We start from the raw sequence: 19551 nt of genomic DNA on the forward strand, positions 1-19551 counted from the left end.
AGTTTCGCAATTTGCGTCGCGGTGTGAGCCTCCTCATGTGAGGGCCTATTATTCGTTCAGGTTCAACGAAATCCCGCACCGGATCGCGATCGCCGGCTGCTGAACTGACGCCTCGCGAGCGAGCGCTTCGTATGCTGGCTCACCGGGCTCTTACCAGGCGGGAGGTGAACGGTCGTCTCAAAGCCGGTGGAGTCTCACCTGAGGCTGCCCGTGAGACTATCCTTGAACTTGTCGCCGACGGTTACATCGATGAACGGGCTATTGCAGAGGATGCCGTCCGGTTGGGGCGTTCCGAACGTCTCGTCGGACGGTTTCTCCTTCGGCACGAACTTACCCGTCGGGGCATCCCGGAACAACTTGTCGAAGAGGTTCTTACCCGCGACTATCCGAATGTATCAGAGCCTGACGTTGCTCGCAAGTTCGTCGAGCGCCGGCTGCGAACCTCAAGTGGTGGGAGCCTGCTGCGCGAGACGTTGCTTCGACGGGTTGCAGGAGCCCTTGAACGACGCGGCTTTGCCGGCGAAACCATCGGCATTGTGATGAGCGAAGTGAGCCGGACTTTGAACGCCGTAGATTAGCCTAACGGAGCCGGAATGATCGGTCGAAAATTGATGATCCTGGCTGCGATCTTCCTGATCACCGGCTTCTACTATGCCCGATCCTTCGAAGGCATCATAGCGCAGATTGCAATCGCCATTACGTTCATCGTCGGCTTTTCGCTCCTGATCGGCGGCTACGCGCTCTATCGTTGGGAGACAAAGCGTGAACGGGGCTGGAACAAGGACTTCGACCTGAGATCGCTCCTCCCCGCTTTCAGCCGCTCAAACCTCGCCCCCAACCGCATCCCTCCCCCTGAGAACCTCCCGACCCACGACGCCGAGACCGGCGAAAAACTCTGCATTCACTACTTCTACGATTTGGTTCATCGCTTCCCATGTTTGCAAGGGTGTAAGTATCCATCCGGGCGGGCTGCATGCACCTCCTCGCAGACGACTCCGGTCTGTCCTTACCCGCTTAGCCGCGCGCCATTGGTCGTCTCTCTGATGCCCCGGCCGGTCGCCTGGTGTCCCGGGCCGGGCGGATGCAGGCATTTCTTAGAGGGCGATTATTCCTGCCAACTCGCGCTGCGCGGCGTTCCTCACGAGTCGTACCAGGTGCTCGGCAACAAGGGCGGACAGAAATTGTTCGGCATCGGGCTCATGGGAATGGGGCTGGTCTTCGGATTGACGATCACCATCATCACCTGGGGAGTGCCGCTCTTAGGACCGATGGCTGTCATTGCGGGTCTGTTCGTAGGTTTGATCGGGTGGGTCGTCCTTCGACAGGCCAAAGAAGGTGAATAGGCCCTGAGAGCGGGCTGAACGTCTCGGCACAATGTGCGCTATGACATCAACAGCCACCCTGTGGGATGGCTGTTGATGTTTAAGGAGTAGCATCCTCAAAAAACACCTACCCCTCCTGGCGGCAGGAGGGGTAGGAAGGTGTAAACGTGTCAGCAGTCTGGAGAGATGTCTGGCTGAACGCTTACTTGGGCTTTGGGCTCAAGGCTTAGGGCTTAAGGCTCACGGGTTGAACTTTCAGCCCGTCAGCCTTACTTCACGAGCACCAGTTTGACGCTCGAGGTAAAGTCGCCGGCTTCCATCCTGAGGACATAGACGCCCGACGGCTGTCCGATCATCAGCACTGCAGCCTTATACGACCCCGCCGTCTGATGCCGGTTGACCGCAGTCATCACTTCGCGACCGGCCATGTCATAGACCTTGAGCGTAACGTTGCCGTCGCGCGCCAACGAGTAGTTGACCGTCGTCGCCGGGTTGAACGGGTTCGGATAGGCTGCGCTGAGTGAATAGACACCGGGCAGCGGCCCGTCGATCCGCTCGACTCCGAGGTCTTCGCGGCGGTCGTAGGTTGCTTGAAGAATCGACCGGGCATACCGTGCATTGTGCATTCCCATCGAACCGTCTTCCTCGACCAACCGATAGTTCCAGACCGCCTTCTTCTGCGACAGTGAGTAACTGGTGTCGATGACCACCCGGTTTTCACCGATCGGAGGCAGGAGCAGTGCGATTCTCTCGAGCATGCCCTCGATTTCATGAGAAACGCCTTCCACATTACCATCGCCGTCCCAGTCGCTGTCGGCCATAATCTCCTCAAAGCCCTCGATCTCCCCATGGCAGGTGGCGCAAACCTCGGTGTTCTCGATACCGTTGGCAGTCTTCACGGCGAACGAGTGGTCGCCCAGTTTGAACTGTGCTGGATCGCCATTGTTGTGCCGGCCCTCTGCCATATGGCAGCCGACGCAGCCGTTTTCGACGATCATATAGTGTGGCGACGAGCGCATCTGCATACCGTATTCGATGCCGTTGGTGCCGCGGAGCATATCGGACTGCGCCGAGTAGTGCGGCCCAAAGTGCGTTGACCCACGGGTCGTTTCGACATAGGTAACAGCGTTGCGGCGTGACTTGTGGCAATTCGCGCACATGTTGCCGTTGCCGTAGTTGACCTCGACGCCGTTCTCCAGCCGCACCGGAGCCACCGTCCGCAACTGGTACGGATTCGTCGCATCGTGCGGGTCGTGGCAGGTGATGCAGTTGATCGGGATGTATTCGACCGACTTCAGGGAGTCGGGAATCCCCTGCAGATGCTGAATGAACGCGCGGCCGGTATGGCACTTGACGCAGCCGCTCCGGCCGGCGCCGGTCGGGGACCGCGTCGGCGCCGAGTGCTTCGAGTTCTTTATCTCTGCGGGGCGGACGTGGTGCGTTCCCGAATCATGGCATTTGGCACAGACGCCGTTGTCGATGGTCTTTGCCATCTTATTGTCGGCGGTCATGCCATTGTGCTGTGAGCCTGGACCATGGCAGGCTTCGCACTGGACGTTGGCTTTGGCAGCAGTGAGCGGAAACCGCTGCACCATATCGGCAAAAGCGCCCTCCCGAAGGCCACCGGCAGCGCTATCGCGGAAGGTCCAGTTCTCCTCGCGAGCCCGGTCGTCAAAGCCCAGGTTGGCCGCTGCATTGTCTGCATCATAGCCGACCACATGGCAGCGGACGCAGATCGAGCGATAGCGGGTGCCTTCGCGGCCGTCATACATCGATGTGAACATCTCGGCGTGCTTGGATTCCCGCCAGAGCGAGACGATGTCATCGACCTGTCCGGCATGGCAGGCAGCGCACTGGGGGACCGCAGGGTTGCCGACGATGCCGCCGACGCCGACGTAGTTGCCGGCGTTGATAGCCATCGTTACCGGATTCGACTGACCGGCGGCCGAGGTCACGCGGAGCGTCACCCGATAGGTCCCGGCACGGTCGGTGAGAAGCGTGACGACCGGGCGGTCTGCCGCGCTAAGCGCTGCCTGGGACTGATTCGGACGCGCCGTCAGTTCCCACGCCCAGGCGGTGATCGCCGTATCACCCGCGTTTCCGGCCAGATAGAGCATGTCGCCGATGCCGACGTTCGGGAGCCCCGTCGAAGCACGAGTGTAGATATCCGTCGTATCGACCGCCACCATCCGGTCCGAGATGCCGGGGGTGGTGATCTTTGCGGCCGGCTGCGCCATCACGCCGCCGACCAGCACCAGTAGCAGCGCGGGAAGCAGAAAAAGCGTAGCGGTTCGTTTCATTGATCTCTCCTTTATGATGTTAGTTCCGTGCGTTAAATCACGCTATGGAAGTTTCGAGTGTTGCTATTTACTCATTATGGAACTTATCTATGGTGCCGTCGGGTGTCCCCACTCGATGGTCCGTGTCAGGTGAAGAGACCTGACACTACTACTGCATGAATTAATATCAAGGCTCACACTACTGAGCGGGAAAGTACCAATCATGCCCGTTATGGTTCACCTCTCACCTGAGCAAAGATTGTGCCTTATCTAACGATTTGTAGTAGCACGGAATGACATGGACTCAATCCACAGGTTGCGTCTCAAATCACTAATTCGTATCTTGATAGGGACAATGAACTCACCTAAATCAAACGCAGGGAGGCTAACCGCTGTCTGACGTAGAGACCCGCGGCCTCCTGTCACGCTCCCGGGAGCGCATTGGAGCCTTGCTTGGCTATGAGCGTGCCGGTCGCCGGGTCCTGATCACCATCTCGAACTATCTGACGCTTTTCAGGATCGCACTGGTGCCGCTCTTTTGGATCTGCTTCTTCAGTTCCGACTGGGTCATCCGCCTTTTTGCGACGCTTCTCGTGATCATTGGTGCCCTGACCGATTTCTGGGACGGCTGGCTGGCTCGAAGGCGCGGTGAGATCACTCCGTTCGGCGACTTTATGGATCCACTCGCCGACAAGTTGCTCATCCTCTCGGCCTTTTGGGCGATTCTCTGGCGGGAGGAAATGGGCGCTTTGGGCACCACAGCAATGATATGGGTGGCGATTATCACGGCGCGGGAGACCTTTCTCACCGCGCTTCGCATACGGAGTGTCCGCGGCAGGCTTAGCCATCCTATCGTTACCAGCATCTGGGGCAAAGCCAAGACGGTGGTGCAATTCGTCGCCCTCTTCAGCGCTCTCCTACTGCTCAATGCCCGCGCCTGGATGGTGCAGCACGGAATCGACCCCGATCCTTTGGACCGCCAATTGATCTACATGGTGATCAACGGCCTGCTCTTTCTCTCAATGCTGACTTCGGTAGTATCGGGCTGGCAGTATGCCGCGTCGTTTCGTAAACCGGCGCGATGAGACTTCCCAAGGGAGGACTCCCGACGCTTATAGCCGCCTTGGGGCCTATCGGTTATCTGCCGGTGGCTCCCGGAACATGGGGCAGTGGGGCAGGAGCGCTCATCTGGTGGGTTGGACCCTCCCGACTGGAATGGTGGTGGAGTGGCGGCGTATTACTTTTGTTTGCTGGTCTGTCGGTCTATGTTGCCGGGAGAGCAGAGCGCCACTTAGGGCATGACGCCCGACCGATCGTCATCGATGAAGTAGCCGGGCAGTGGCTGACGCTGATGTTCGCACCCCGAATATGGTGGGCGATCCTGGCCGGCTTCTTCTTCTTCCGGATATTCGACATCGTTAAGCCTTTCCCGGCCGGCCGGTCGCAGCGACTGCCGGGCGGCTGGGGCATCGTTGTCGATGACCTGATCGCCGGCCTTTATGCGGCATTGGCGCTTCAATTGATGATCCGGCTTATAGGTCTGAACATTGCGCATTGAGTTGATCGTCGTCGGTGACGAAATCCTGCTCGGACAGACCCGCGACACCAACAGTGCCTACATTGCCCGTCGTCTGACCGCCGAGGGCTTGCGGCTGGAGCGAATACTGGTAGTTGGAGATAACCAGGAGCATCTTCAAAAGGCGCTTGAAGCGTCGTCGGGACATGCCGACATCGTGATCCTGACCGGGGGATTGGGACCTACATCCGACGACGTCACACGGCCGGTTCTGGCGGACTTTTTGGGGATGCCTTTGCGATTCCGGCAGGACCTTGCCGACGGCATACTGGATCGCTTTACCCGACGAGGCACTCGGCCTTCTCCCGGCTGGGAGTCGATGGCGCACTTCCCTGCAGGCGCCGAGCCGCTGCCCAACTCCCAGGGCGCTGCACCAGGGATTTTCGCCCAAGCCGGAGCCAGGTGCTACTATGCCTTGCCCGGTGTTCCGACCGAGATGCAGCCGATGTTCGACAGAGATGTCCTTCCGGCTCTGGTGAGGCGCCGCAGTAGCGTTTTCAAATCGTGCATTTTCAAGTCCGTCGGGGTGGGAGAGTCGCATCTGGAACAAAAGATCGGTCCGGCCGAGCATTTTCGCCCGGCGACGATCGCCTTTCTTCCTTCGATAGACCAGGGCGTAACGTTGCGGCTGTCGTGCGGGGGCGTCTCTGAGCAGGATGTGGAGTCGGTGCTGAAGCGCGGCGCCGAGGTCATCGAGTCCGCCGTCAGAGAGTCTCTTTATGCCCGCGAGGAGATCGCTCTTGAAGCGGTGGTCATCGACTATCTTCGGCGCAAAGGCCTGAGACTTTCGTTGGCTGAGTCGTGCACCGGAGGGTTGATTGCGGAGCGGTTGACCAGCGTCCCGGGCGCTTCGGACGTCTTTGACGCCGGGCTTGTAACCTATTCCAATGACGCCAAGATGTCGCTATTGAAGGTCCCTGACTCGCTACTCACTTCATTCGGAGCGGTTTCGGCAGAATGTGCGGCGGCTATGGCTGAAGGTGCCCGCGCCGTCCGCGAAGTCGATTTGGCGCTGAGCGTAACCGGAGTCGCCGGCCCCGGCGGAGGCAGTCCAGAAAAGCCGGTCGGCCTTGTCTTCATCGCCCTCGCAAGTGCAGGTGGGACCGTCGTTGAACGGCATCACTTTGCCGGGGGTCGGGACTCCAACCGCCGCCGTTCGGCTCTTGCGGCCCTTTCTATGCTATACCGGTATCTATCAAGGAAAGGTCTGCCTTCCTGATGAACCTGCTCGTCATCTTCCTCGTATCGGCACTGGTGCTCTATCTCGCCGCCAGGTGGTATGGCGGCGGTCTCTCCAGGATGCTCGGGATGAACGACGCCGAGCCGACTCCGGCAGTGGCACAGTGCGACAACAAGGACTTTGTCCCGACCAAACTGCATGTCGTCTTTGCGCATCACTTTGCCACTATTGCCGGCGCCGGCCCTATCATCGGCCCGACGGTCGCGGTGCTCTACGGCTTTGTTCCGGCCTGGCTTTGGGTCATCTTAGGAGGGATCTTTTTCGGGGCGGTGCACGACTTTACATCCCTATTTGTGTCGGTCAAAGAAGGCGGCAAGTCGCTCGCCGAAGTAACCCGCAAGACGCTTGGCAAAGCCGGATTCCTGCTCTTCATTTCGTTCACGCTGTTGATGCTCTTCCTCGTTTGCGGAGCCTTCCTCAACGCAACGGCGATCAGCCTCACTTCGTTTTGGCCGTTAGCCAAGTTGGAACTGACACCCGATCAGACGGTTCTTCGCGCTGTTACGAATCCGCAAACAGGCATCCTCGAAGGTGCTATTGGCGGCATCGCTTCGACCTCGGTCATCATCATCACACTCCTTTCGCCGCTATTGGGCTGGATGCTCTACAAGCGCGGCATCGCAACCTGGATCGCCTATATCGCTGCCGGATTTATTGCCTTCGGGTCGGTGCTTATCGGCTTTCGACTTCCGATTTCGCTCGATCTCCATGTTTGGATGGTGATCCTCTCGCTTTACTGCTTCGTAGCGGCTGCGCTGCCGGTCTGGGTAGTCCTTCAGCCGCGCGATTTCACCAACGTTCAGATCCTCTACGGCGGGATGCTGCTCCTGGTCATCGGGGTCTTCGCCTCGGGATTTCGCGGCATCGAAGTATCCTATCCGGCGACCAACATTTCCGGTGGCGTCAAGCATCTTGGCTTCCTCTGGCCGATGATGTTCATCACCATTGCCTGCGGCGCGATCTCCGGCTTTCATGCGCTCGTAGCCGGCGGCACTACGTCCAAGCAGATCGTTCGACAGACCTACGCCCGCAAGGTCGGTTACGGCGCCATGCTGCTCGAGTCGTGCCTGGCGCTGCTGGTACTTCTGGCGCTTTCCGGCGGCTTAACATATGGCGACTATATGGCAATCGTCTGGCCCGAGCCGGGTGCCGGCAAAGCCAATCCGATTCTTGCCTTTTCGCTCGCAGTGGGGCATCTCTTGAATGGCGTGATTGGCATACCGATCTACATCGGGACGATCTTTGGCATTTTGATGGTGGAGGGTTTCGTCATCACGTCGCTCGACTCGGCGGTCAGGTTTGTGAGGTATCTACTTGAAGAGTTCTGGACTGTCGTTTGGCCCGGAGCACCGGCATTAGTAAAGCACCCCCTATTCAACTCGGGCATAGCCGTTGCCGGGATGTGGGGTCTCGCAGCGGGCAACAGTTTCGCGCTGCTCTGGCCGATCTTCGGCTCGGCAAATCAACTCCTGGCTGCACTCACCCTGATCACTATCACCATCTGGCTCGCGCTGAGAGGCCTCAAGAACTGGTTCACGGTCGTTCCGGCGATCTTCATGACCTTGACGACGGTCGGGTCTCTGGTGCTGCTACTCTTTAATCAATATCTTCCCAAGAAGAACTGGACGCTGGTAACGGCCGATTTGATCCTGCTTGCGTTGTCGGTTACGCTTGCTGTTGTTGCCGTTCGACGGGGGATGGTGCTGATGCAATCAAAACAACTCCCGGCAGCGGCATAGCCGCGATTCTTGACAATTAGGTGGAACCTTGCTAACTTATGGTAGGTTTAACCTCTAACACCTTATCAACCTCACCTGAGGCGGCGACCGCGACTTAGTAACTCTTTGGATCGTAACGACATCATCGTTCATTTCGGGTAGAGCGTGTCGCCCGCACCGGCGCCTCGTGCGCCATCGCTCCTTCTACTGATCGTCGCCAGTCGCACGATTCTGACGCATATTGCCGCGTTGGGAGCGATTTTGGCGCTCGCTTGTTCGCCTAAGGAAGCCACTCCGCCGAAGGTCGAGCATAGTCTAACGGTGCTCGAACTCGACAGCCTTTGGATCTATGATTCGAAGGACTACCGCCGCGTTTCGGTGCGGCTCAGTCCGGCCTTGCCTATAGAAGACATCTATTGCGTAGTGATAGACGACTCGGGACACTATCAGAACACCTTTTGGTTGTCCGACAACGGCGGCGGACGCTACCTGAATGACGACCGGGTCTTCACCGATACACTCACCACCGGCGACGCTTTTGCCGGAGATGGCATATACTCGCGCCGGATCAACGCCGGCTTCGTCGACCGCCCGGGCCGGTGGCAGTTCTATTTTGTGGCCAATGTTGACGCGCTCACATATAGCACCACCCGCGCTTATTTCGTCGTTCGCACCAACAGCGCTCCGCAATTCGGTAACCTCGTCCACCCGGATACTTTGCCCAGTGGTTCCTTTGGCCGGCGCTTTGCGGTGACGGTTACCGACAGCGACGGCGCCGCTGACATCGTTGCAGTTCAATTGGTGCGGCGAACGACCGAGACGCTCGTCGATGAGGCAGTCTATCCTATGCACCCCGCAGGGAGCGAGTGGGAATGGAGTTCCCGTCCCGAAGTGGCAGTCCGCCTCATGACCGGCAGTTATCTCCTTCAGATGCGCGCCCAGGATCGTTTCCAACGTCAGTCGAACGGCTGGTCGGTGAGCGATCCGTTCGAGGTCTTTCTTGAAAACAGCCCGCCTCGCATAGCATCTATCGAAGGTTCCGACACAGTCTGGGTGGCCGAGTCGGACACGGTCTTCTTCTCGTATCGTCTGGTATTGACCGATGATCAGACCGCTGCCGACCTTGACACATTGCGGCTCGTCATTTCCGACCCGAATCGCGTTGTCGCCCGATTTGCCTATTTCGACGACGGCACCGGGCTCGATACGACTGCGGGCGACGGGATCTTCGTAGCCGGTTTTTCTGTCGATCGCGGGAGCCGCACCAACGTCATCTTCACTTTCGATTGGACGCCGCACGATAAGGCTCTGCAACGTGGGGAGACCGTCCGCACTACGCTCGTCATCCTGCGGCGCGAGGGGGGAGCTGCTCCCCTTGGTAGGGGTAGTTGGAACAATCCCTTTACCGGTTAGATATCGTTGTATCTCTGTGTCTTGTCTGTTTGCCGCAGTTCATTCGGCAATGCCCCGATGAATCGGGGCAAACAGTCGCTTTGCGATAGTAATAAAAGAAACACCAAACCTTTGACTAACTTCGCTATTGTAGCGCCCTTAGTGCTTTCGCAATGCCTTTGGGCGCAGTTGAAGCCGGTCGAATACGACCTGGCGCCTGGCGTTTTAGACCTGGTGAAACCGGCTTATAGCATCGACGCTCCACCCGAGCCGGGCGAGCGGCTGCCTTCCAACAGCATTATCGACATCGTCCCGGCACCAAACGGCAGCAGCCTATGGCTTGGCACTGGACGGGGGATTGCCCAGTATCACTTGCCAGGTGAAGGCTGGGCAGTCTTCCGCGAGCCGGACGGTATCGGGCGGGGCGGTGTCTCAGCCTTGACGATGAATGACACCATTATCTGGGCCGCAACAGCCTACAGCGAAAAAGTCGGCGAGACCTACTATCCCGCTGGAGGCGGCGTTGGCTGGTCAAACGACGACGGCGTCACCTGGCACTGGCAGCGTCAGCCCGTCGATTCGGCAGACGTAATCGACTATCGCCCCACCACCACCAATATCCAAAACGTCACCTACGACATCGCCATCACCGATTCGGCGGTCTGGATCGTCAGTTGGGGCGGCGGATTACGACGGTTGAGACACGGCTCATCAAGATGGGAGTTAGCCACCGTCGATCACCAGAGTTTTACGCCGCTGATCAATCTCGCGCACCGCGTCTTCAGTGCGGTCTGGGACGGGCAAATGCTCTGGGTTGGCAGCGCTGCCGGAGTGCACGGCACAGCCGATGAGGGTATCAACTGGGTTCCGGCAGCGGCAGGCGCCGGCTCGATTTCAGGCAACTTCGTCACCGCGCTCGGCGTCCAGCGCGTCGCTTCCGACACCCTGATCTGGGCTGCGACCTGGAAAGCCGAACGCGCCAGCGAGTTCTACGGCGTTTCGATGACCGCCGATCGTGGAGTCTCGTGGTGGGTGATGCTCTCGGATACGACGACCCTTACTGCCGGACCCCACGCTGGGCAGCGGCTGGCTGACGTTTATGGCCCGTTGCGGGCGCACAACTTCGGCTTTCGCGACAGCACCGTCTATGTAGCCGCCGACCGCGCGCTTTGGATATCGCGCAATCTGGGCCGGACATGGGAACTTCCACTCACCGAGATATTCGACTTCGCCATCAACGAACGGCTCGAACTGCCCGACTTCTTTTCCGCTGCGACGACAGGCGACTCGCTATGGATCGGAACCGATCAAGGCATGGCCCTTAATGCTTCCGGTGGCTTTCGCATCCTTCGGGCGCATACGCCCGCCGGTGTTGCCGGTCAGTCCGAAACCTATGCTTATCCGAGCCCCTTTTCACCCAAGCGGGGGCACGTGGCGCGGCTCCAGTTTCGCTCCCGCGGCGAGCCACTCAGCAGTTGGGGCATCTATAACTTCGCGATGGAGACCGTCGTCGAGAGCGGGGGTGGTCCAACGCCTGCAAATATCGCCTGGGGGCAAGGCACAGGAATGATGGAAGGCTACGCCGCGCTCAAGTGGGACGGCCGGGACCATCGCGGGAGTGTCGTCGCCAACGGGGTCTATTTCTACCGCCTCAAGGTCGGAAGCAAGGAACTTTGGGGGAAAGTGATGGTGATCGACTAATGAAGAAGTCAGGAAGCAAAGGTCAATCGGCAATCGGTCATCGTCTGAATTCGGTTATTGCAGCCTATCTGCTCGGGTTGCTTGCAGGTAATACAGCCGATGCCGCGACGGGGATAGGGGGGAAGGCGGGAGCATTCCTACGGATGGGGATGGGCGCCGATCGCGCCGCGATGGGCGATTGCGGCGTCGCACTCACCAGCGGTGCCCTCAACTGGCACTACAACCCGGCCGCACTGGGACATCAGCGAACTCGTCAAGGCGCGATCGGCTACCGGCTATTGGCGCTCGACCGGAGTATTCTCTATGGCGACGTCTCGGTTCCGCTACAAGGTGGTCGAGCCGCTGTTGGAGCAGGTTATCTCCGCGCTGCGACATCCAATATCGACGCTCGTGATTCCAACGGCGAACGTTTCGATGTCCTAACCAATTCGGAAAACCTGATCCACGGGACGTTTTCTCTTGCCCCGCTCCCGGCGCTGGCACTCGGAATATCGATCAAGTGGATGATCAACAACACACCACGCATCGCTGAAGATGAGAAGTCGCTCAACGCCTATGGAATGGGGATCGACCTCGGCGTCAGGTTCGTAGCCCATCCGAAGTTGACGCTTGGGCTGCAGGTTCGTGATATCAACGCGAAGTATTCCTGGGATGCCTCGGATGTCTGGGGAGAAGGCAGCGGCGCCAAGGACGACGCGTTCCCGGTTCTAATCCGTGCCGGTGCCGCCTGGAAAGCACTTCATTCCGTGACCATCGCCTCTGATATGGTGATAGAGAGCGCCGAGATAGGGGAAACTACTGAGGCTTTAGTCCCTCGACTTGGAATCGAATATAGCCGGGCTTACGGTGAAAGTCGAATGCTCTATTTGCGCGGCGGCTGGGACGGAGCCGCGCCGACCTTTGGCTTGGGCCTCGAACTGCCCCTGCGATATCTTCGATCAACCCGGCTCGACTATGCCTTTGTACTGGAGCGCGCGGCGCCGTCTGGCTCGCACATCTTTGGTTGGACCTTTGCATTCTGATCTAACCATGCAGCGTCAAAGGAGCACGGGGTTCTTCACCTCGTTGCTGGTACTTGCCATTGTGGGGATTAGGCCGGCACCTGCCGCCACTTCTGCGGCTGCCTTCCTGAAGATACCTTCCGGGGCTCGGGAGCTAGCCATCGGCGAGACCGGCGTCAGTCACGCTTCAACAGGAGCCGCGGCGTGGTGGAATCCAGCGCTAATCGCGTTCGGCGAGCGTGAGGTGCGCTTTCAGGGATTTCGCTGGCTTGCAGATAGCCGTGGAACCCTTGGTGCGGTCAAGTTCCGAACGCCATCGGGCGGGCTATCGGCGTCTTATTTCAACCTTGCCACGCCCGGATTCGAAGCACGCACCCGGCCTGGCGATCCGGAAGGTGAATTCACCCTCCATCAGGCTTATCTCAGTCTCGCAGGTGCTTACCTGATTCGTCCCGATTTAGCCGCCGGCGCTGCCATAAAGGGCTGGGTTGAGGATATCTACGGCGACAAGGCAACCGGCTTTCCGGTCGCCGATGTCGGCTTTACCTGGCAGCCGGGTCTTTGGAAGAGCGGTCTCTCAGTCAGCAACTTCGGCCGCCCGGTCGGCGGATTCGATCTACCTTTAACTTTACGGGCAGGTGCTGCACGTAGCCACTCATTCGGGGACTTCGGCCTGCTTATTGCTTCAGAACTATCAGTTGTATTAGAAGACCCTGCACAATTCCACTTTGGTATCGAAGCCGACTATTCCAAGGTTCTCTACCTGCGCACCGGATGGTTTGGTAACCGCGACATCAGCCGGACGATCTATGGCATCGGGCTGGCGCAGTCGATCTATCGGATAGACGCATCGCTGGCGCCCTTCGAGGGCGGACTTGGCTCCGGCTGGCGCATCGGTATTGGCGTTAGACTCTGAAATGCGGATTTGTAACCATATTGATGGGTGCTGACAATTGAGGTATGCTCAAGTAGGGCGGGCATTCCTGCCGGCCCTTAGGACGGACATGAATGTCCGTCCTACCTATGCTACTATCGGATACACCCATAACATCAATATTATCATAATTTTCCTTGCCAAAGTATCAGATAGCCTGGCTGCCCGGTGACGGCGTCGGCAACGACGTTATGGAAGCCGCCCGCATCGTGCTCGATGCGCTTGAACTCGATGCGGATTATCATCCCGCCGACATAGGTTGGGACTTCTGGTGTCGCGAAGGTAACGCTCTTCCCGATCGGACGGTTAAAGTGCTTCGCGAGACCGACTGCGCTCTCTTTGGAGCCATCACTTCGAAACCGGCCGATGATGCCGCGCGCGAACTAAACCCCTCTCTGCAAGGTCGGGGCTTGCGCTATTTCAGTCCCATCGTCCGCCTGCGACAAGAGTTTGATCTCCATACCAACCTCCGGCCCTGCAAGGCTTACCCCGGCAATCCTCTAAATTACCGCGAAGGCATCGACCTCGTCATCTTTCGTGAGAACTCTGAAGGCCTCTATGCCGGCGTCGAGTTTCGTCCCCTGCCGTCATCCGTCCGGGAGGCTCTCCGGGAGTCACACCCCAGGATGAGACGATTCGACACCGTTTCGGAGAATGATATAGCCTTCTCAGCGCGCATAATGACCCGTCCGGCATGTGAACGGATCGTGCGTAAGGCGTTCGAGTATGCTCGCGGCCGCCGACGCCATTCGGTAACGGTCGTCGATAAGCCCAATGTCTTGCGCGAGACCGGCGGCTTGATGATGGAGTCGGCACGGCGGGTGGCAAAGGACTTCCCCGATATACCGCTCTACGAGACCAACATCGACGCCCAGGCGATGTGGCTCCTCAAAAATCCCTTTGACTACGACGTCCTCGTCGCCGAGAATATGTTCGGCGACATCCTCTCGGACCTGGCTGCGCAACTAACCGGCGGGCTGGGGTTCGCGGCTTCGGGCAACCTCGGCGACCACTACGCCGTCTTCGAGCCGACACACGGCTCGGCGCCCAAGTATGCCGGTCTTTATAAGGTCAATCCGATGGCGATGCTCCTCTCGGTCCGGATGATGCTCGAATGGCTCGGCGAGTCAGACCGTGCAGCCCGGCTCGAAGGCGCCATTGCCGAAGTCATTGTCGAAGGCAGGGTGCAGACATACGATATGGGGGGGAGTGCTTCGACGCTGGAGGTCGCCCGGGCGGTCGCGGCCAAAGCGGCCTGACCCACCTTGCAGATTTACCTTCAAGTCGCTAACTTGAAGGTGATGTCCCTTGCATTTCGATATGGCGTCCTGCTGGTTGGACTTGCCGGCTGCGAACTCTTCACCACCCGAACGGCCGAACCGCCCTCGGGGCCGGTTGGCGGTTGGACATTTCCGTCATCGCCGCGGGTTGTGGTGCAGAACCTCGAGTCGGCGGTTGGGAGACGATCCGGTCCCGATTACATACGCTCCTTTGCCGGCGCCGACGCCGGCAGCGCCGGGTTCACATTCATTCCCGACAAACAGACCGCGGCAACTCATTCAGAGCGTTTCCTCAACTGGAATTATGAACGTGAGGAGCGCTTTGCTCAGAACCTCTTCAGACCTGCGGTTCTGCCCTACGACTCGCTCTCTGAATTCACTTCCTCGATCGACCGCGAGACGATCCTGGGCGACTCGTCGTCACTCGTGGCGCAGTATACATGGCGGGCCGGGCATCTAAACAACCCCGCGCCTCGCGACCTGTCGGGCCGAATGGATCTAACCCTAAGACGCGCTTCCGATGGCGGATGGTATATCGAAAAGTGGAGCGATAGCCGAACCGGCGGGGACTGCCTCAGCGACCTCAAAGTCTATTTCTGATGTGCGACGGGTTAAATCAGATAAATCGATTTTTCCGGCGAGAGTCATGTTGAAGCCGGTGCTGCTCGGCTCATTCACTCTCCCGCTCATTGCCGGCTGTCTCAATCCCTTTGCACCGGTGGAGGGGGATGTCGGCACCTCGACCTGGAGCGATCAGCGCTCCGTCGGCGGTCTCCTGCAGAACTTCTCGCTCGCTTATGATTATCGCGACTCGCTGCGGTATGCCGATTGCCTCGACGAAGCGTTCACGTTTGACTTTTATGACATCGACAACTCCCGTTTTGATCGCTGGCCCCGTCAAACTGACCTGAAGACGACCGGCGGCCTTTTTCGCCGCTTCAACCGGATCGACCTCGAGTGGAACTTTATCCCCGAAGAGGTGGCGGGATTCGACCGTGTTGATACCACTCTGCAATTCATCGTCCGATTCAATCTGACGCTGGAAAACGAGCCGCCTCTGATGGGCTATGCCCGATTTGCAGTGAAAGCCGGCCTTGACGGCCGGTTCCGGGTGGTCAACTGGCGCGACGACTTCTGACCGGTTTGAGTTCCCGTCGGAGTATGCGCCAAAGACGTCTGCGGCTGGTGCTCACAACAATAATTGCAGGGACGCTGGCGGCCGTCTTATCAATACCCCACCTTCCGGACGAGCCATTAGTGGGCGAGGCGGTAACCGGAGCCCGACTATCGCCGCCTGAGGCGGGCCTTCCCTCTCAGGTTGATAGCCTGTATCGCTTCAAGGAAAAACCCGGCGATGACTATCCGGCACCGCAGATCGCCATAATTATCGACGACTTTGGTCACGGTTGGAAGAGGAGCGTTGTGGAAGGCTTTCTCGATCTGCCTTACGAGGTTACGATTTCCATCATTCCGGGAAGCCGACACAGCGTTTCGACCGGTCGCATTGCAGTCCGCAAAGGCAAGGAGGTCTTCATCCACCTCCCGATGGAGCCTGAAACCCCGACCGCGATACAGGAAAGGTCGATGCTCATGGCGCATGCCTCGCAAAGCGATGTAGCCCAATTGGTCGATGCCGCATGCAAGGAACTTCCAATGGCGACCGGCGTCAACAACCATATGGGTTCGAAGGCGACCTTAGACGGTTCGTTGATGGAACAATTAAGTCGGGAATTGAATCGTCACGGGTTGATGTTTGTCGATAGCCGCACCGTTGCTGGATCGAAGGCCCTTAATGCAATGCGCCAGCTCGGTGTTCCAGCATTAGGCAGGGACGTCTTTCTCGACTACGATCCCGATTCGCTGGCAGTTGAGCGCAGTTTCGACCACCTCGCTGCAATAGCGGCCCGGCGAGGCTGGGCGGTCGGGATCGGACATGTCCGGGCCGGGACGCTTGCAATACTTAAACGAAGATTACCGCAACTTGAGGCGGAAGGAATCGTCGTAGTGCCGGTCAGCCGGCTCATTACCCGGTTGCGAGGACCTGCAACAGCCCGTCTCGATACGACGATTGCTGGTCATTGACGTTTCTACATAACCCATTTACAAATGCGTTTCGGATTCTCACTTAATCCCATCGCCCGACTGCGGGGGGCAAGCCTGTCCGGTCAGCCCGATCCAGCCTATTTCGGCGCACTTGCCCAAGCCGCCGGGGCCGATCTGATTCTTGCCGGATATCTGCCCGGAAGCGGATTTCTCACCGAACGCGACTTGCGTCTGCTTCGCGATTTGATCCGGATCGACCTGGTCTTGATTGTGCCGCTGCAGAATCTCATCGTTGAAGCGGTCGCCAAATTGCGCCCGGAAGGAGTCATCCTTGTCGATGCCGGTTGGGATGGGGTGCGCGACTCCCGACCGCTGCAACCCGATGTCGAAGCCGACGAAATCGCTTCTATCGCCGCCGCCTATAAGTCGGCCGGAGTGCCGGTATCGCTTTTTCTCGAACCGCTTCCCGGCGCCGCCAAGTTTGCGGCACGCACCGGCGCTTCGGGGATAACCTTCAGCACTTCCGCATACGCCGCTACGCGAGCCGATGAGGAAGCCTCCCGTGCCCTCGACCAGATCGGCGCCGCTTCGATGGCAACCGGCCGGTTCGGACTGATCGTCTCGGCCGGTCGGGGACTCACAATTCACAATGTCCGCTCGCTGGCGGCAGTGCGCAACATCGACGAAATCTATGTTGGCCAGGCACTTGCTTCCCGCGCTATGCAAATAGGTCTCGATGGCGCCGTCCGCGAGATGATCGCTGTTCTGCATCGCAGCCGCACTGAAGGATGACTCGGCCGGTCCTTCCTGCAACCTGCATCATCGCCTGCCTCGTCCTTTTCCTCCCTGGCTGTGAAGGCGATCCCGGACGAGCCGGGGTGAGCCGCCTTAGCGGCGATCTCCTTCCGCCAACGGTCGAGATCGTCCTGCCCGACGGGGAAAAACCACTCTTCGAAGGAGCGGTAGTCGAACTTATCGCTTCAGATGATGTCGGCATCGCGGGTATTCAATTCCTTGTCGATGGCCGCCCCGACAGCCTGGCTTTCAGAGCGCTCCAGCCCTACTACCAGTATCGTTGGGACCTAACTGCGTTGACTGAAGGACTGCACCGGTTGCAAGTCATTGTCCACGATGCCGCAGGAAAGGTTGGACTTTCACAGAACTTGGCTATCCGCAAAGCCCCGCTTGCCGAACGTCCCGAACGCGACACGCTTTACACTTTCGCCGGTGAAACAGCGTCCCCGATCGATTGGAAATTCCCCCCCGACTCGCTTGTTACTTACGATGCTATTGCTGCGCGATTTACTCCCAACGGCCCGGCTTATGTCCGTTCCCTTGAGGTGAAAGTGAAACTTAAAGCTGCCTGGCGCGGCGGATCGATCGACTACGAACTCTACAGCGAACGCGATGGACGGCCGGATTCGCTCCTGGCGACGCGGACGCTCTCCTTCCCCCGCCGCGAAGAACTGGTCGAATATGTCGGCTGGGAGCCGAAGAGTTTCCCCCGCCCCGGGATTCCGGTCGAGGGCGAGTTCTTTGTCGTCGTTCGGTTCACCGAAGGCGGCACCGGTGACTCGGTGATCGTCCAGTCTGACAGCGGTCTTCGCGTAACGGGGCATGGCTACCAACGGCGTGACGGGACTTGGAGTCCGCTCACCGGCCAACGTTTCCGGCGTCCCAATCCGCTTATCGCCGCGGTGGTAACCTACCGGTGAGCGCATTTCACTATATCCCGGTGACTCTTATTGCACTTGTCATCGTCTCTGCGGGTTGCGAAGGCCCGACCGGTCCTGCCGGCCGCAATGCCCGGGGTGTCGATTTACAGCCGCCGACCATCGAACTGACCCGCCCCTGGCCGCTTGAAACGGCTTGGGATAGCGTTGCCATCGCAGCCGCTGCGGTGGACAATGTTGCCATTAGCCGGGTCGTTTTCACGGTGGACGGGATGTCCAGGGTCGGAGGCGAACCGCTGGTGGCAGCGACGACTCCATATCAGGTAAAGGTGGCAGCAAGCAGTCTGGGGCGCGGCTGGCATATGGTCGCGGCGCGCGCTTATGACACTGCCGGCAATGTGAGCGATGCCCCTCCGCGGTCGATCTATGTCGGGTTTAAGGCGGACTTAAACGACACCACCCTTGTCCTGGCCCGCCACTCCGGTATGCTTGAGACGGTCTGGCGCTTGCCCGACACGATCCGAACCGATGGCTATTGGGTGCGATTCGAAGCAGCCAAACTGTGCAGCGTCGGTGCTGTTACTATACAAGCCGGTGGTGCTTTCAGCGACACGGCCCGGGTGCAGGTCGGGCTCTGGAGCGGCAGCGTTTTGCCGGTCCGTGCCGAAGCGACCAGTTCACTGTTCGGGACCGATGTTCGCGGATCAATTCGCGAGCACCGCTTTGCCTTCTCCGGGCGCGGTTCCCGCATGAGCGGCACTTTCTTCATTGTCATAGGCTTCGCCTCCCGGTCGCAATCGGACACTTTACAAATTGGCTCTGACGGCGGTGAACCTCACTGGGGCGTCGGCGGCTCGCACGATGACAGCGGCTGGCATGGTCTAAGGGAGCGATTCGGCCGTCGCAACAATCTGCTTGTTACAGCGGAACTCTACTATCCGCCGGCCGATACCGGAAGATGAAGTGACCGGCAAGACCATCGGAACCGTCGGTCCGGCTCTGCTGCTGGTGCCTTTGGCGATGATAGCGACCCTCTCCTGCCAGGGGCCGCAAGGGCCGGACGGCAGCGATGCCGTCGTTGTAGATTCGCTTCCGCCGCAAGTGGTGTGGATTCGTCCCGATCCGGGTGCAGTCGCCGATACGACGTTACTGCTTGAAGTGAGCGCGCGCGACGAGACGGAGTTGTGGCGCGTCGTCTTTTCAGCAACCGGCTTCGACTATCCGCCCGATTCGTCGCGCGGTGACAGGTATTATTTCACTTGGACATGCCGTTACTATCCGGCCGGGTCTTACCCGCTGGTGGTTCGAGTCTGGGATGCGTCTCGCAATAGTTCGATCACTCCGGTTCGGATGGTCGAGGTGCGGCATTAGAGATTGGTCGGGCTGGAGGCG

The 19551-nt window shown here is 59.0% G+C and carries 19 protein-coding genes; 18 read left to right on the forward strand and 1 reads right to left on the reverse strand.

From position 1 onward, the window contains the following. Positions 1-131: 131 nt before the first annotated feature. Positions 132-578, forward strand: a complete 447-nt coding sequence (locus FJY67_03740) for a RecX family transcriptional regulator (protein MBM3328571.1) — start codon at positions 132-134, stop codon at positions 576-578. A gap of 15 nt (positions 579-593) precedes the next feature. Then, on the forward strand, positions 594-1343 hold the full coding sequence (locus tag FJY67_03745) for a hypothetical protein (GenBank protein MBM3328572.1): 750 nt from the start codon (positions 594-596) through the stop codon (positions 1341-1343). Positions 1344-1591: 248 nt separating this feature from the next. On the opposite strand, the gene FJY67_03750 is transcribed toward FJY67_03745, so the two are convergent. Next, positions 1592-3622: a T9SS type A sorting domain-containing protein gene (locus FJY67_03750; GenBank protein ID MBM3328573.1), complete on the reverse strand. Its 2031-nt coding sequence runs from the start codon at positions 3620-3622 to the stop codon at positions 1592-1594. 371 nt (positions 3623-3993) lie between these two features. On the opposite strand from FJY67_03750, the gene pgsA reads away from it, so the two are divergent. The 16 genes from pgsA (at position 3994) to FJY67_03830 (ending at position 19530) form a co-directional block, all read left to right on the forward strand. Then, positions 3994-4686 carry a CDP-diacylglycerol--glycerol-3-phosphate 3-phosphatidyltransferase gene (gene pgsA / locus FJY67_03755; GenBank protein MBM3328574.1) on the forward strand — a complete coding sequence of 231 codons (693 nt, stop codon included), beginning with the start codon at positions 3994-3996 and terminating at the stop codon, positions 4684-4686. Continuing rightward, positions 4683-5159 (forward strand): phosphatidylglycerophosphatase A, encoded by a 477-nt coding sequence (locus FJY67_03760; protein ID MBM3328575.1) that lies wholly within the window; start codon positions 4683-4685, stop codon positions 5157-5159. Before pgsA ends, FJY67_03760 begins: the two co-directional genes overlap by 4 nt. Next, positions 5149-6396: a competence/damage-inducible protein A gene (locus FJY67_03765; protein MBM3328576.1), complete on the forward strand. Its 1248-nt coding sequence runs from the start codon at positions 5149-5151 to the stop codon at positions 6394-6396. Before FJY67_03760 ends, FJY67_03765 begins: the two co-directional genes overlap by 11 nt. Further along, positions 6396-8156: a carbon starvation protein A gene (locus tag FJY67_03770; GenBank protein MBM3328577.1), complete on the forward strand. Its 1761-nt coding sequence runs from the start codon at positions 6396-6398 to the stop codon at positions 8154-8156. The genes FJY67_03765 and FJY67_03770 overlap by 1 nt, the downstream gene beginning before the upstream one ends. Before the next feature lie 144 nt (positions 8157-8300). Next, entirely contained in the window at positions 8301-9548 is a 1248-nt protein-coding gene (locus FJY67_03775; protein ID MBM3328578.1) for a hypothetical protein, read from the forward strand. Between the two features lie 111 nt (positions 9549-9659). Further along, the gene (locus tag FJY67_03780; GenBank protein ID MBM3328579.1) at positions 9660-11228 is read left to right on the forward strand and encodes a hypothetical protein; all 1569 of its coding nucleotides are present in this window, start codon (positions 9660-9662) and stop codon (positions 11226-11228) included. After that, complete coding sequence (locus tag FJY67_03785; GenBank protein MBM3328580.1) at positions 11228-12250, forward strand: hypothetical protein; 1023 nt, start codon at positions 11228-11230, stop codon at positions 12248-12250. The genes FJY67_03780 and FJY67_03785 overlap by 1 nt, the downstream gene beginning before the upstream one ends. Positions 12251-12257: 7 nt before the next feature. Beyond that, positions 12258-13145, forward strand: coding sequence for a hypothetical protein (locus FJY67_03790; protein MBM3328581.1), 888 nt, complete (start codon positions 12258-12260; stop codon positions 13143-13145). Between the two features lie 155 nt (positions 13146-13300). Next, complete coding sequence (locus FJY67_03795; protein ID MBM3328582.1) at positions 13301-14422, forward strand: isocitrate/isopropylmalate dehydrogenase family protein; 1122 nt, start codon at positions 13301-13303, stop codon at positions 14420-14422. A gap of 42 nt (positions 14423-14464) precedes the next feature. Then, positions 14465-15043 (forward strand): hypothetical protein, encoded by a 579-nt coding sequence (locus FJY67_03800; GenBank protein ID MBM3328583.1) that lies wholly within the window; start codon positions 14465-14467, stop codon positions 15041-15043. A gap of 46 nt (positions 15044-15089) precedes the next feature. Next, complete coding sequence (locus FJY67_03805; protein ID MBM3328584.1) at positions 15090-15581, forward strand: hypothetical protein; 492 nt, start codon at positions 15090-15092, stop codon at positions 15579-15581. A 23-nt stretch (positions 15582-15604) separates the two neighbouring features. Continuing rightward, a complete protein-coding gene (locus FJY67_03810) occupies positions 15605-16525 on the forward strand; it encodes a divergent polysaccharide deacetylase family protein (protein MBM3328585.1) in 921 nt (306 codons plus the stop codon). A 24-nt stretch (positions 16526-16549) separates the two neighbouring features. Beyond that, positions 16550-17278 carry a pyridoxine 5'-phosphate synthase gene (locus tag FJY67_03815; protein MBM3328586.1) on the forward strand — a complete coding sequence of 243 codons (729 nt, stop codon included), beginning with the start codon at positions 16550-16552 and terminating at the stop codon, positions 17276-17278. Beyond that, positions 17275-18201 (forward strand): hypothetical protein, encoded by a 927-nt coding sequence (locus FJY67_03820; GenBank protein MBM3328587.1) that lies wholly within the window; start codon positions 17275-17277, stop codon positions 18199-18201. Before FJY67_03815 ends, FJY67_03820 begins: the two co-directional genes overlap by 4 nt. Beyond that, a complete protein-coding gene (locus tag FJY67_03825) occupies positions 18198-19121 on the forward strand; it encodes a hypothetical protein (protein MBM3328588.1) in 924 nt (307 codons plus the stop codon). The genes FJY67_03820 and FJY67_03825 overlap by 4 nt, the downstream gene beginning before the upstream one ends. A 1-nt stretch (position 19122) precedes the next feature. Next, positions 19123-19530 (forward strand): hypothetical protein, encoded by a 408-nt coding sequence (locus FJY67_03830; protein MBM3328589.1) that lies wholly within the window; start codon positions 19123-19125, stop codon positions 19528-19530. Positions 19531-19551: the final 21 nt, after the last annotated feature.

The organism is Calditrichota bacterium (assembly GCA_016867835.1).
Taxonomy (GTDB): domain Bacteria; phylum Electryoneota; class AABM5-125-24; order Hatepunaeales; family Hatepunaeaceae; genus VGIQ01.